The sequence below is a fragment of the Butyrivibrio sp. WCE2006 genome (assembly GCF_000701985.1).
Lineage (GTDB): Bacteria > Bacillota > Clostridia > Lachnospirales > Lachnospiraceae > Butyrivibrio.
On record NZ_KL370844.1, the window covers coordinates 12,052 to 26,183 of the forward strand.

General features: G+C 35.3%; 14 protein-coding genes and 2 pseudogenes. 15 read left to right on the forward strand and 1 reads right to left on the reverse strand.

Going from position 1 to position 14,132, the window contains the following annotated elements; translation table 11 throughout:
* From T501_RS19500 to T501_RS19570, 15 genes and pseudogenes are all read left to right on the forward strand, one after another.
* Nucleotides 1-236 (forward strand): annotated as a pseudogene (locus T501_RS19500) (type II toxin-antitoxin system HipA family toxin); the annotation flags it as partial.
* Nucleotides 237-759: 523 nt separating this feature from the next.
* On the forward strand, nt 760-1,653 hold the full coding sequence (locus tag T501_RS19505) for a helix-turn-helix domain-containing protein (RefSeq protein ID WP_044917212.1): 894 nt from the start codon (nt 760-762) through the stop codon (nt 1,651-1,653).
* Between the two features lies 1 nt (nt 1,654).
* Nucleotides 1,655-1,810: a hypothetical protein gene (locus tag T501_RS21690; protein WP_156094540.1), complete on the forward strand. Its 156-nt coding sequence runs from the start codon at nt 1,655-1,657 to the stop codon at nt 1,808-1,810.
* Between the two features lie 253 nt (nt 1,811-2,063).
* Nucleotides 2,064-3,245 carry a ribonuclease H family protein gene (locus T501_RS19510; RefSeq protein WP_044917214.1) on the forward strand — a complete coding sequence of 394 codons (1,182 nt, stop codon included), beginning with the start codon at nt 2,064-2,066 and terminating at the stop codon, nt 3,243-3,245.
* A 116-nt stretch (nt 3,246-3,361) separates the two neighbouring features.
* Entirely contained in the window at nt 3,362-3,514 is a 153-nt protein-coding gene (locus T501_RS19515) for a hypothetical protein (protein WP_207641206.1), read from the forward strand.
* Nucleotides 3,515-3,668: 154 nt separating this feature from the next.
* Nucleotides 3,669-3,929 carry a helix-turn-helix domain-containing protein gene (locus T501_RS19520; protein ID WP_044917217.1) on the forward strand — a complete coding sequence of 87 codons (261 nt, stop codon included), beginning with the start codon at nt 3,669-3,671 and terminating at the stop codon, nt 3,927-3,929.
* A 353-nt stretch (nt 3,930-4,282) separates the two neighbouring features.
* Complete coding sequence (locus T501_RS19530; protein WP_044917219.1) at nt 4,283-4,798, forward strand: hypothetical protein; 516 nt, start codon at nt 4,283-4,285, stop codon at nt 4,796-4,798.
* A 246-nt stretch (nt 4,799-5,044) separates the two neighbouring features.
* Nucleotides 5,045-5,605, forward strand: coding sequence for a hypothetical protein (locus T501_RS19535; protein WP_044917220.1), 561 nt, complete (start codon nt 5,045-5,047; stop codon nt 5,603-5,605).
* Between the two features lie 196 nt (nt 5,606-5,801).
* A complete protein-coding gene (locus tag T501_RS19540; protein ID WP_026659545.1) occupies nt 5,802-6,077 on the forward strand; it encodes a helix-turn-helix domain-containing protein in 276 nt (91 codons plus the stop codon).
* A 191-nt stretch (nt 6,078-6,268) separates the two neighbouring features.
* The gene (locus T501_RS19545; protein WP_035779331.1) at nt 6,269-6,508 is read left to right on the forward strand and encodes a hypothetical protein; all 240 of its coding nucleotides are present in this window, start codon (nt 6,269-6,271) and stop codon (nt 6,506-6,508) included.
* 160 nt (nt 6,509-6,668) lie between these two features.
* The gene (locus T501_RS19550) at nt 6,669-8,021 is read left to right on the forward strand and encodes a hypothetical protein (RefSeq protein ID WP_044917223.1); all 1,353 of its coding nucleotides are present in this window, start codon (nt 6,669-6,671) and stop codon (nt 8,019-8,021) included.
* Nucleotides 8,022-8,035: 14 nt separating this feature from the next.
* Nucleotides 8,036-8,248: a hypothetical protein gene (locus tag T501_RS19555; protein WP_044917225.1), complete on the forward strand. Its 213-nt coding sequence runs from the start codon at nt 8,036-8,038 to the stop codon at nt 8,246-8,248.
* A gap of 487 nt (nt 8,249-8,735) precedes the next feature.
* A complete protein-coding gene (locus T501_RS19560; RefSeq protein WP_044917227.1) occupies nt 8,736-10,463 on the forward strand; it encodes a hypothetical protein in 1,728 nt (575 codons plus the stop codon).
* An 82-nt stretch (nt 10,464-10,545) separates the two neighbouring features.
* Entirely contained in the window at nt 10,546-10,797 is a 252-nt protein-coding gene (locus tag T501_RS19565; RefSeq protein ID WP_044917229.1) for a hypothetical protein, read from the forward strand.
* Nucleotides 10,798-11,076: 279 nt separating this feature from the next.
* Nucleotides 11,077-13,896, forward strand: coding sequence for a DEAD/DEAH box helicase (locus T501_RS19570; protein ID WP_050008425.1), 2,820 nt, complete (start codon nt 11,077-11,079; stop codon nt 13,894-13,896).
* Nucleotides 13,897-13,917: 21 nt separating this feature from the next.
* On the opposite strand, the pseudogene T501_RS21910 reads toward T501_RS19570, so the two are convergent.
* A pseudogene (locus T501_RS21910) lies at nt 13,918-14,132 on the reverse strand (IS630 family transposase); the annotation flags it as partial.

Sequence of the window (14,132 nt, forward strand, 5' to 3'; positions counted from 1 at the left end):
ACAAATGGTTAAGCAACCATCAAATGACGCTAAATAACAAAAGTGAAAAGATAGAATTAGAGGACCTGCTTCAGGTCGCATCCACAATCAGCATATCTACTCAGAGAGCCAAAAGCATTATTGCAGATGTAAAATCTGCAATAGTTCATTGGACTTTCATCGCAGGGGATGTTGGAATAAGAGAAAGTACCATAGACTTAGTAAGTAAAACTATTACTGAATTGGTAAATGTATAAAACAACATAAAAACTCAAACCTGGATGACATATTTAGTTTGATTAAAATATTATATGTTTTACCATAATCTAACCATCCTGCATGAATTAAAAAGGCACTATATTCTCTTTGAAATAGTGCCTTTTTGAATAGTTTGATTATAAAAACGCTACCTTATATAACTTGATGCTGCTCCTTTTTTCATGTTTACATTTTGAGAACAGAGCATACCCATCCTGTTTACAATGTATTTCTGTAACATATGATAGTTGAAGCCGAGTTCAAAATACTAAACAAATATGTTGATTTTATAACGCGATGATGCTATCATATAAACACTAAGAGACATATGAAACATCTTTTATTATTAGCGTTGAATAGAAATGGTTTCTTAAATTAACTGGTGCGGGTAACTCTAAATAGATGCCAGTTTTTTATTTTACACATGTGTTCAAAATACTAAACATTAATATATAAAGATATATATATTATACGGGTACCAATCAAATAATAGTTAGGATTATAGTCATGAGAGATTTACAAATGGACACTAATAACGAAAAAGCATTCGAGAATGATGAAAAGATAGAGAAAATAGCCAGAGTTGGAGCTGTGATCAGGGAATTAATAGGAGAAAGATCTATCAGAAAGACAGCAGAGGAATCTGGTGTGGCTGCTTCGTATATAACAGGGATACTAAAGGGGAGATATTTGCCAAGTGCTGAAATACTGAGGAAATTAGCGATGCCAAAGGCAAAACCTCAGAACGGTGTTACATTGGAAGATCTCATGATAGCTGCTGGATATCAGGATGATTATATAGATATAATACCTAGCGGAGAATACGATGAAGATATTTTTATCAGAGAAATCACAGAAAATAAAAATGATCCATTTGCTGCAGAAGAACGACTAAAACAACACCGTGAAGATATGAGAAAATATCGGGAGGAATCCCATAGATTTGAGTTAACAGCTGAAGGTGCGATAGGAAGAAAATTAATTGAGAGGGGAATAGAATATAGCGTTGCACTGAGATATGAAAAACGAATAAAAGGATATAAACCTGATTTCCCGCTTTCAATTAGCAATCATAAGATTGAACAATGGTGGTTTGATTTTAAATATTTTAATGATGACAAGATACCTCCAAATAGTCTTCAAATCAAATTTAGACTTGGAAAGTATATGTTTCTCGAATCAAATGCTAAAAGAAAAATATCTTTAGTCATAAATGATTCAGAGAAATTTGATGAAATTATAATGTATCGTAACCATCTTTCATATAGGGGAGACTTATCTGTTATTTTGCTTGATAAAGATACATATGATGTTGTTTCGGAGGTATATTTGTCGTATTTTGATGAGAATGACCATAGTTCTGAAATTTTATTGATAAATAAAAAAGAGAATATGAAAAATGAAAAGGAGAGCTGAGATGAGTACAAGCGTAATCCAATTATCAGATAATGAAGTAAAGATAATCATGACTTTAAGAAAAATACTTGAAAGAGGAAATGATGTAGAACTAAGAAATAAAAATGATGGAACTTATAAAATATTTGAAGTGGACAGAAAGAAAATTGTCGGATGAATGGGCATTCGATAAGGGCTAATTGGGGCTAAGATGCAGAGTGTATTGCACCTTGGCTCCTTTTAGTTTTAGCAAATCGTTAGATAAAATTGTGAAAAAATAATAGCGCATATTTGCACAAACAGAAGGAATATTGCGTATATTAGTCAACTACTATAAGGGAGGATTATTGGACAGCTTAACTGATAATATGTTTATAACGGAAGATTCTATAAAATTTTAAGATGTCCAATTCTAATGAAGGGAGAGCGGTATGCAGGTTATTACAGATGAAGAAATCCTATATGATTGTTATAAAAAGCTTGCAAAGAACAATGAAGTAAGGAATAGAAAAGTTGATCTTGCAAATGATAAGAACAGTGTTTCCAGAATAGCATCCAGCACTTCCCTCATGATTACAAGGTTAACGGAAACAGATATTGTGATTCCCGCTCAAGAGATTCAAAGATATATTTTAGGTGCAAAAGGGTTGTTCTTGCAGTGTGCTTCGATTAAGCGCAGGCATCCGAATTGTATTGCTGAGTCTTTAGATCGGAGCGTGGATAAAATGATACAGGCTGTATGCAAGCATGAAGCAGATATGATTGAGGGACTTAGGCAGCAGGAAAAAGATGGAGACCGGATAGATATAAAAATGGTATTCGATCAGCCAAGGTATTTAAAGCAGCTTGGGAATATGTCTGCAAGAAATATTATTGCAGAAGCTATAGATAATGAGAATAGATACTTAAGTGATTCTCCGCCGGTATACATTACAAGGACTGGCAAAAAGTATCATGTTGCGAACTGTCCCTACTGCAGGGGTAAAGATCTCAATCAGGCAACTGCCAGGATAATTAGAGATAATAGGTTACTTCCATGCAAATGTGTGGATTCAACACATTTACAAGGAGAGCTGGAACATACATTCGTGACTGCGTTTATAGATGAAACTATTCATCCGGTTAATTGGGATGAGAAGGGGAATAAAGGAAAGGCAGGCAGTTTTAGTTATATCCTTTGCTGGGGAAAGGTGACATATGAATCACAGATAACTGACCAGCGATTGATCACACAAAGCGTAGACTATACAGGAGAACATGAGCATATTGAGAGGATAACTGAGACTGCAATAGGAAAGGTAATGCTGTCACTTATATATGACTATAATTTTAGTGGAAAAGTTCGCATATTTTCAGATAATCAGTCTGCAGTGAATCATTGGTCTGAGGTTGCATTAAATTCGAAACTGGCTAAAAGTTTTGAAAAGGTCGAAGTGATTTTCATTCCAAGAGAAAAAAATAAAAGGGCAGATCAGCTTGGCCGTACAAGGATGCTTCTTGATATGCCAATAAATGCATATAACGAGATGGTTAAAAAATGTGCTCGTCTAAACGAACTTGAGAATAGAATTAGGAAATTAGCGGAAGAATGTAAATGTGATGTAGTTGCATGAGGTAAGTGTTGATCGCAGATATAGACAGAGTTATGGAGCGATTCTGTGTTACAAGATAAAAAAGGGGATGAGAGGAGTTCAGGATGGGATACGTTGATTATGCATTAAGGAGTTTTATGGGAAATCATTTAGGTACTATTATGTTTTGGCTGGGATATATTGAAGTGATGGCGTTTTCATCTGTGCTTTTGCATATAGTGCTTTTCAAAGACGAGCTAGAAAAGGATTATCCAAATATTCCTTATGATCAGAATGAACAATGGTTTTGAAGTGAATAGGGATCTTTAGTTAGAGATAGTAAATAAGAGGAATAACTATGATTGGAACAAACGCATATAAGATTTTTTCATATTCTGTAGAAAGAGTGTGCACACTACGGAGCATCTACTATATTGATGCGTCCTAGAAAGGATGAGTGTGCACATGAAAAATGATTTTTCAAACATCGAAGATGTCATGGCAGCTGATATGTCAGCTACTACAAAAAGAGTCAGTAATCTTATCTCTGAAAGCGGAATGTCTGATAAGGAGCTTGGAGAGTTGATGGGACTTACTACTCAGACAATTAACAAGTGGCGCCATGGAAATGGACTTCCAGATACGGAAAATCTATTTATGCTGAGTAGGATTCTCGGCATTCAGATGGATGACTTTTTTGTCATTCAAACAAGAAATATTAAGTAAAGCATGTTAGATAAGACCAGAGTGGATGGATATTCCCTCTGGTCTTATTTGTAGGATAGATTTGCAACGGAGCGTTGAATGCAGTCTGAGCTTGACTGATTTATTATTTATATAAGTGTATGGAGGATTAAGGAGTAACTTATGCCGACAAATTGTGGCGCTATAGCACCGGCTTTCATTGGCCGTAACTATATGAAGGGACAACCAAATAAAGATAATACTATAGCATTCTGCCACAACATTATTCACAATGGTGCATGGATTTACTTAACCACAGGGTTAGCGACAATGGCTTCTGGACAGATTAGAATTATGAGTATGTTAACGAGATTTGATCAAGGAGGGAATTAGTAATGGCAAAGATGACATCTGCGTATGCAAATAAGGTTTTGAAAAAGCTTAATGATGATAAGAATTTTTACCTTAACAAGGAAGAGGAAGGGCAGGTATATGTAGCTGCAATTGACGAGGAGCCTGTCATTCCGGATTATGACTATGTTGAAGTTTCCGCTAAGATAGCAGAAATTGATGAGAAAATTGTTAAAATTAAGCATGCCATTAATGTGGTAAACGCGACAAATAAGATAGCTGTTGGAGATTCAGAGATGACAGTTGACACTATTCTGGTCAGAATGGCTCAGCTGAACAAGAGAAAAATGGTTCTGGATAAAATGCGTAAGCGTCAGGAAAAGACAAGAGAGAACTATGGATATCTCAACGCTAGAAAAGCCGCTCCTGAGTATCAGTATATAAATTATGATCTTAAGCTTGTCAGCAGCGAGTATGAACGCATAGATTCTGAAATTGCTGCTATGCAGATTGCTCTTGATAAGTTCAATCAGACTTTTGAGTTTGATGTAGAGTATTGAGGTTTTTCCGTGTAGCAAGTTCTAATATGCTTACTCCAGCCGTTAAGCAAAATAGCGTGTTCATGGTTGCGGTTCTTGGTTATCGGTTATTTTTTATTGAGGAAGTGTTCATTGTTTCGTTACAGAGACGATTAGGAAATCGAATTCAAAAATAGGCTTGCTACAGAAAACTTGTGCCAATGGTACACGGGGCATGGAAGTACGGTTTTACATGCCTCTTTTGAATATGCTATAGAGGAATTGGATGTGAGAGATAAGACTAAGAAGATTGGATATCCATGCTATGACAAAAAGACGCATGGATTTGAGAATCCTAAAGAAAAATTCAAAAGATGGAGACGGAATATAAGGTTTGCTTACCAGCGCATAAAGTATGGTTATTGTGATTCTGATGTCTGGTCTATAGATTTATGGTTCCTTAATGTAATGCCAGAGATGCTTCAACACTTAAAAGATACTACACATAGTTATCCATGTTTTCAGGGAAGTATTTCTCACGCTTTATGTGAGAATGTAATGTCTGAGGAAACTGACAATGAAGGCGTGAAGCAGTGGGAGGCAACTCTTTCGGAGATGATTTTTCTGCTAAATGAGGCGAATGAGGACACATGCACCAGAGAGAATAAATATCAAGAGGAATATGACAAGGCTCAGGAAGAGTTGATAACAAATATGGTATGTTTGGAGAAAAACTCAGGACTGAGGCAGAAAAAGCTGAGGAAAAGAAAAAAGGAACACATCGCATATATATGCTTGGGGATGTTCCGGAATACAAAGAAATATCAGAATGCTACTTTAATGAATTAAGGGCTCTAAGTGATTATAGAGATGAGTGCAAGAGCAAGGCACTTGAACTGTTTTCAAAGTGGTTTTGGGATTTGTGGGATTAAGGAGGTTTAGCCTAAAACTAAACCACAGGTATATTTTTTCTTGGGAATGTTTATGGTATTATATTGGAACGGGATGGTGTCGTAGATTCTTTTTGATAATAGAGGAGGCAACCATGGACATTTTTGAAGTATTTGTGGATATGCAGGCTACTGGTGATAAGATCAAGCAGCTTCGTAAACAGAACCACTACAAGGTATTTGATTTGGCAAATGCGCTGGGGCTTGAATCAGAGCAGGCAATTTATAAATGGCAGCGCGGACAGTGTTTACCTAATGCAGATAATCTTGTAAGACTTAGTATATTGTTTGGGTGTCACATTGATGACATTCTTGTTCATAACATGACAGCTGGAGAGGACGAAAGTCCTCTTCTTCCTTTATGTGCATGATTTTCATTGCTTCAGTATTCAAGCATATTATTCGAAATATAAATTGTGATCTTGAAATATAAAAATGTTCAGAGGGAATATATGAGAGAATTATTGTTATTTCACCACATGCCTAACCTGTGAGGAGGTTACTTGCCTTTGATACTCCTTGCAGGGGAGGTAAATACTTATCAAAGGTGGTTAAACTAAATATGTCAAGAAGCAGAGCGTACAGAAGAGATATGAGAAACCGGGCTATTACGCGCAAAAAGCGGGTAAGTCATGATGTTTATGGCCTTGATTGGTTTAGAGTTGATGGAGCATATTCCAAGGGACATATAGGCTGTGGATGCAGAATGTGTAAGTTCACAAAATTTTATGGTATTCCTCTTCCGTATGAGGCTAGAGATCGAGAATATGTAAAAAAATATCTCGAGGAAATGAATTTGTAAACCTTGGATCGGGGTCGGCTTTTTTATGTGCCGACCCTATTTTCATATACTCTTTTATTGATTATATGAAATAATAAAAAGTAGTAAACTCTCGTATGTTTTTTAGGATAGGGATAAATGAATAAAAAGATTATTATTATTGGTTCGGCTATAACAAAATATGTGTTATCTACTTTTTGATCCTGATTATTTAAACTCTGTGTTTGGAGGAGTAATAGATATTGATGATTTGGTAGATCAAGTAATTTTGGAATGTATAAAGAAAGCTTTTGATTCTACCGAGGAAAAGTATTCTTTAAGACATTATTTGAAAACTAATGGAGACGAATTTTCAGATGATGTAAGAATGAGATATAGCAGATTGATGGCAATTGTTAACGAATCCAAGAGAAACGAGGTAGAGTTTATCAGATCATTTGGTGTTGATGCCAATGCTAAAGCAGTTCTTAAAAGCATGGATAATATTTCCGACAAAATAGATGGCTATGAGTTGTCAAAAATGAACTTTTTTGAAATCAATAATATAGGCGACGTGGATTTGATAAAAGCAATTATTAATCACCGAATGCCCGATGTCCACAAAATTGATAATACAAGATTTATGGAGATTGCTACCCAATACGATAAAAGAGTTTTGTCTTGGAAAGAACTTGCTCAAAATGATGATAGATCAATGGTCTTTTACTCATTGGCGTATTTTACAATTGAGTGGAAGTACGCATTTAATTTTTTGTTTGAATGTGCCTTGGTTATGGGAAAATATCCGGAACTAGACGAAAATGAGGTGTTATCACAGGTCAACATGCTATTTGGATACAAAGACTTTATGACAGAAATTGGTCATGTTACGACGGACAGCCGAATGGTTGGATACCGTGAAAAACTTATAGGTGATTTTTTCTCTTTTCAAAAATTGCGCTATCAATATTCTGAATTATTAGGTTTAGTTACCTTGCTAAAAGAAAAAATGCTCATAGAAAATGAGCCTGTTGAAAAATGGTTTATAGAGAATACAAATATTAACGACTGGGCATCTTTTTTTAGGGAATATGACGTTTTTAAATATGCTACTTTTGAAAAGAACTGGTCAAATAAGAGAATAAGAGCTATTAGAAAGCTTATGAATTCTGTATTTCCGGAAAATCCTGAAAATCGTTCTTATAAGATTGAAGAAGATTTTGATACTCTGATGATGACAATATTAAAGGAGGAATCAGAGTTGGATAAACTGGAATGTTACATTGAGGAATATTTGAATGAAAACGAGCAGCTGTGTGCAAGGATAAGAGATAAGAAATCGGGGAAAAAAGTGGAATTGATTGGAGATTCTTTTGTAAAAAAACATTTTTTACGCTTTTTGTCTCAAGCAAAGATAAATATCGGTATCATGCCTACGGTTTTTGAGCCAGATGGTGCAGATGTAGTTGCTGTGCGTGGAATAAAAAGAAATGAAGATGATACCTCAATTGTAATAGAATTAACAGGTCAGGGTGCTGGTTACTTATTTGAATAATAGGGAGGTGTTGCATGAGCTTTTGGGCTTTTAATGAAAATGGAGACTATCAAGAGTATGACTGTAGTACAAGTAAGGTTACGTGCAATAATTGTGGAAAAGAATACAGACAGACTGTAGAAGAACAGATTCCTGGTTTTCGGGATAAATCATATGATATTTGTCCATATTGTAAACAAGAAAATGGTAGCAGTATGGAAGTAGATTACTACAATCAAAAGCTTTAGGAGACAAGAAATGAGTTTGAATGATATAAGCAAGTACATAGCATCATCTATCTGAAATAACTAACAAACAACGTAAGCTCTATGAGCTTATGGAAGTATCTGTCCCGACATAATCCTTGGTATAAAATGACGGGACTTCAGGTTATAAAAGGGGATTAACCATAGATGGAATCTAGCGACTCATATAGCGCTAGATTCCTTTTTTCTATATAATTGAAAGAGTGATTATTTGGGAAAAAGAGGCATTTATGGAGACTTCCAGAAAGCTATCGCTTTGGAAGGAAATATGTGAAAATTGAAGAATGATTCGGATATAATGTTAAGTGGGGATTTACAGGAGAATCGTGCTTTATAAATATGATCAATTGTAGACGCTGGAAAAATTCCAGATAATAAACTAGGATTATGAAGATATGCTTTTGTGGCACATGTGATTGTGATGGGTGAGTGTTTATTATAGGTGTATTGGTACTAGAGGAGCTTTCTTATGCAAGACATTAAAAATGATCTTAATTCAAAGTTGTTTTACAAAGTTCAGTTTACTGTTAAACCTGCCGCGGGCTTAGAAAATATGGATATATTGTGGGAGCTAGTGCTGCATATTAAAAGATGGCTTTCCGCAAAAAGGATAAAGGTAAGTGGTGATATAAAGCGCTGGTCAGCCTTTAAAAAAGGAGGAAAGCTCTACGATTATTCGGAGAATGGAGACTTCTTTGCAGAATCCGTGAGAAGAGTTGATCCATGTGATCCGAATAGCATTGCATGGGCTTGCATTATCCGTGAGCGTCAATATCAGCAGGGATATGCGCCGAGATGGTGGTCGACAGAGATAGGGTATCAAAGCAATAACGGTGAGGCCGCTGATTTAACATTTGTTTTGTCATATTCAGATGGTATGGGATACATTGGCGAAACAATGCCAGAACCGGAGATCAGTGTTCCTAGGATTGTCCCCAATATTCAGAATGATGAGAGATTTTTGTGTGAAATCAATGATGATCCATTGTTATTTGATGCGATGGAACTGCGTACAGGAGAGGGGTTTAGCTTTAAACAGTTATTGCTGGATCCTAAAAGGAAGATACCGATAATATTGATTCTTCCTAAAAGGGATTATGTCGATAGAGAGAAAATCAATTTGCCCGTTGATCCTAATGAAATGATTAAAAGCGTGGGAGGGAATGCGCTCGTTTATTATTCAATGGATTTGGGGTTTGCTGAGGAATTAAAATTTCTGTTGGACAGCAACTATAAGTGCACAGCAGGAATGATAAGACTGTATTTGCCACAAATTAATAGAGATAATCCTAATGATTATAGTAGACATAGATTTATTCATTTTGATGAAGCTAGGAAAATGTCTGAGAGTGTAATACTAAAAATCTTTAGAAGAGTTTTAGCACAGGATATAAATGATTATGATGATTTGTTTAGATACAGAACATGCCTTGATTTGATTAGAAAAGACGGACTCCAGGCTAAGCTTGATAAGATTAAACGTGATAAGGAACTTTCTGAAAAGGTTATTTCTGAAGACAATACCGTGCTTGCAGAGAAAAACTATAATCTTGAGGAAGAAAACATCCAGCTTCAGATCGATAATATGGATTTAGAAGAACAGATAAATGAGTTAAAAAAAGATATTCATGGATATAAAACACGGATAGACTTGATGGAATCTTCATATGAATCATTAAGGGTTGCGAAGGAGGCGATGGATGGAATAAGGGATTTGGATGAATATCCCAATACCACCATGCGGGTGCTTAATTATTTCACAACACTATATACAGATAGAATAGACCTGACAGAACAGGGTTGGAAGTCGCTAAATGACTGCAATACTTCTCCTGATATTTTGTGGGAAGTATTGGTTACTATGGTGACGGAACTATATGATTGTATTAATAACTCGGGGTCATTCAATGAAGCATGTATTAAATATAATGAACGAGCAAGTTGTAAGTGCGTTCCGGGAAATAGTTCTACCACAAAAAAAGATAAAAGTATAATCAAACTGTACGAAGATGAGTATATGGGACAAAAAGTAAATATAGAGCCACATATTGCTTCTAATACAGGTAAAGAGTCGGATCCGAGATTTTATAGAATCTATTTTGGCACAGTTTTGGATAAGAAAACACATGCAAAAAAGATTATTATAGGCTCATGTGGAGGACACATGGATACAGCCGGAACAAAGTACCAAAAATAAACAAGAAACAGCAACATTTGTAAAACGGTAAATTCAGAGTGAGCAAATAAATACAATTGTTTTATAGAGAAAGGGGAAAGATATGGTTAAATATGTTGTGCTTTTAGAAACTTTCAAGGATGATGATTTGGATGAAAGCGAAGTTCTGGCTGTATGCGATACTGAAGATGAGGCTAATGAAGTAGCTCAAAACAAGTTTGAAGATTTTGATGATGATTATTTGGAAAATCATGATATAGCAGTTGGTGAAGTTAAGGAAGCAGATTTAGAAGATCCTGATGATTGGGAGTCTTTTAAAGTCGTTGAAGTAACTACTGTTTATGAAAAAGAATAGGAATATATGTAAATATTTCAGAAGTATATGCAGGGCATTGGCTGTTAAGCCATACCCTGCATTTTGCGTTAAGAATGCTTTAATAAGTAATACATTCTGTATTGGGATATTACTTTAGTGTAGCTGTTATTTTTATTGTACAGTTTATTGTGTAGGATATATCTTGGAGATTTGCAATTATGAAGTTACTTATTTGCAAAGTAGAATATGGAAAACGTTAGCTGAGATAATTAGATACAGATTAAAAATGTAAAAGTATTCTGGAGGAGGAGTAAATAGTTGGAAAAAAAACAAATAGGAAAAAACTATAAGTATATTTATAGTGAGTCACTGTCTGATGTTGATATGGTTAACAGCTGGAAGGTGGAAATTAGAAGGGAAACGGATAATAGAGCAGGCTTAAGAACTCCTCAGTATGGAGCATTAGGAGCAATACAGTCTCATTGGTCAGTGTGTTCTGAACCGGCTACTGTTGTAATGCCAACTGGAACGGGCAAAACAGAGACAATGATTATGACAATTTTAAATGAACGAATAAGTAGAACAGTCATCCTGGTTCCTTCAAAGTTATTAAGAGAGCAGACGGTCATTAAACTGAGTACATTTGGTGTTTTGAAAAAGATAGGAGTTGTGGATGAAGAGAGCGTTAGTCCAACAGTAGTATTATTGCAGTCAGTTCCAAAAACAGAGGAGGAATGGAATCTTCTTTTAGCTGATAGCAATGTTGTTGTTACTACAATGCCACTCGCAAATATGCTAAATGATGAGGAATGTAGGAAACTTGTGGATTTTTCAGAGTTACTGATTGTTGATGAAGCGCATCATATAGCGGCAAAAAAGTGGCTTAAGTTTAGGGAAAGGTTTCTAGACAGGAAAATTCTACAGTTTACGGCAACACCTTTTAGGAATGATGGTAAAAAAATAGATGGAAAAATAATATATAATTATCCGTTGAAAAAGGCACAGAAAGATGGTTATTTTCAAAAAATAAACTTTTATCCAATACATGAATTTAATGAAAAGAAGGGGGATTTGGCTATTGCAAGAAAGGCAATAGAATGTTTAGAGAGAGATATTGCTGAGCAAAAAAAACATATTCTGCTTGTCCGAACTACAAAAATTGAGAGGGCGGAATATTTGTATGAGAACATTTATAAGAAATATTATTCAAAGTTTAATCCTGTAATTATTACGAGTAAAAATACAACGCGCGAAAAAAGAGACAGATTAAAAGCTGTAAAATCTTTAGATTCAAGAATAGTTGTTTGTGTTGATATGTTTGGTGAGGGGATAGATGTTCCAAATTTGAAACTGGCAGCTATACATGACAAGTACCAGTCGCTTCCAATTACTGTACAATTTGTAGGAAGATTTGCAAGAACAATGAGTGGATTGGGAGATGCGTCGATAATAACAAATATTGCTAATGAAACATTGAAGGAATCGATTAGTAATTTATATTCACAAGATTCAGACTGGAACAGCTTGTTGGCAGATATGTCTGAAAAAGCTATTGGTAGAGAAGTAAGTTTACAGGAGCTGGAGAAGGGATTTCTTGTTAATGGAATTGAAGGGATAACTATTAGTATTCGACAACTTATGCCCAAAGTGAGTATGCAATCATTTAAGACCGATAAGAATAAACCTCAGTGGGATAATTGGAAGAAAGTCTTTAGAGAGGAAAGATGCAAAAGTTATTTTAATGATGAAAAGAGTATTTTGATAATTATTGAGGCTGCTCAGACAAAATTAGATTGGTCAGATTGTAGAGAGATTAACAACCTAAATTGGGAGTTGCACTTGATTTATTATAGTAAAGATAAAAAAGTTGTTTTTGTTAATTCAACTGTAAAGGGCAATGCGGCTAAAATAGCAAAGGCAATCTTTCCTGAAGCAGAGCGGATTAGAGGGGAATGCGTCTTTAGATGTCTGGATGGAATAAACAGATTAATGCTTGGAACAGTTGGACTTAATTCGGCTATAAATGGACCAATTAGGTATAAAATGTTTGCAGGTGTTGATATTGCAGAAGGAATTACTGAGGCACAAAAATCTACAAGTACGAAATCAAATATGTTTGGTATTGGATACAATGGTAATGGAAAAGTTAGCATAGGGTGCTCATATAAGGGGACCATATGGTCTAGATGGGTCGAGAGTGTAGCCTTTTGGGCTGATTGGTGCGACCGAATTATTGATAAGATATTAGATACATCTATCGATGTTACAAAACTATTACAGGGCGTTCTGATTCCAAAGGAAATAACAGAAATACCGAGTATTAAGCCATATAGGATAGATTGGCCAGTTGAACTTGATTTGTGTAATGATTTATACGTGTATTTGTCAAATCAGTATCACCAAGAATCTCTATTTGTATCAGAGATAAAACTAGTAGAAAAAGATGTTGACAATAAAATACGGTTCGAGGTTAAAACCGACGACTTTTATGAAGAAATGGAGATGATTGTTGATGATGAGGGAGCGGCTTTTACGCACATATCTGGAGATCACGTTACGTTACATTATAAAAATAAAGATGTTACGTTGTTGGATTTTTTTGATGAGAATCCTCCGAGAATTAAGTTTGTGGATCAGTCTACCTTGGAAGGAAATTATTATGTGACATTACATACAAAGGAACCTTTAGAATTTCCGAAAACAAATATTTCGAGGTGGAACTGGAAGGAAAATGGAGTAGATATTACAGTAGAATCTCAGGGCCTAACAAAGAAAAAGGATAGTATTCAGTATTGCTTAATAAAACATCTTAAGGATACTCAAAAGTATGATGTAATATTTGATGATGATAATTCTGGTGAAATTGCCGATGTGATTACTATAAGCATTAAAGAAGAAATAATTGCATTTGAATTTTATCATTGTAAGTATTCACACGAAAAGCTGCCTGGATCCCGCGTTTCTGACTTATATGAAGTTTGTGGTCAGGCAGAAAAGTCGGTTGAATGGAAACAAGATATGGAAAAAGTAATTGAAAGGATGATAAAAAGAGAAAAAAAGAGGATTAATGACGAAAAGGCATCAAGATTTGAATGTGGGAACTGTGAGAAACTAGTGTCGTGGCAAGTTCACAATTAATTTAATCTCCAAGCCTGAGATTTACTCAAGCTTAGGGTATAAGGAAATCAGTTTTATCCTTGCTTTATCATTAGTGAACTGCCAATTAACCTTTGCCTGCTTGGCATTACGTTCTGACTCCCATGCTGAGAGTTCAGACTTAAGCTTGTCAATGCTTTCAATTCTTCTTGATAGGCATTGTTTTGTCATTACATTTAATTCAATCTCAGCAATGTCCAGCCAGCTTCCGTGCTTTG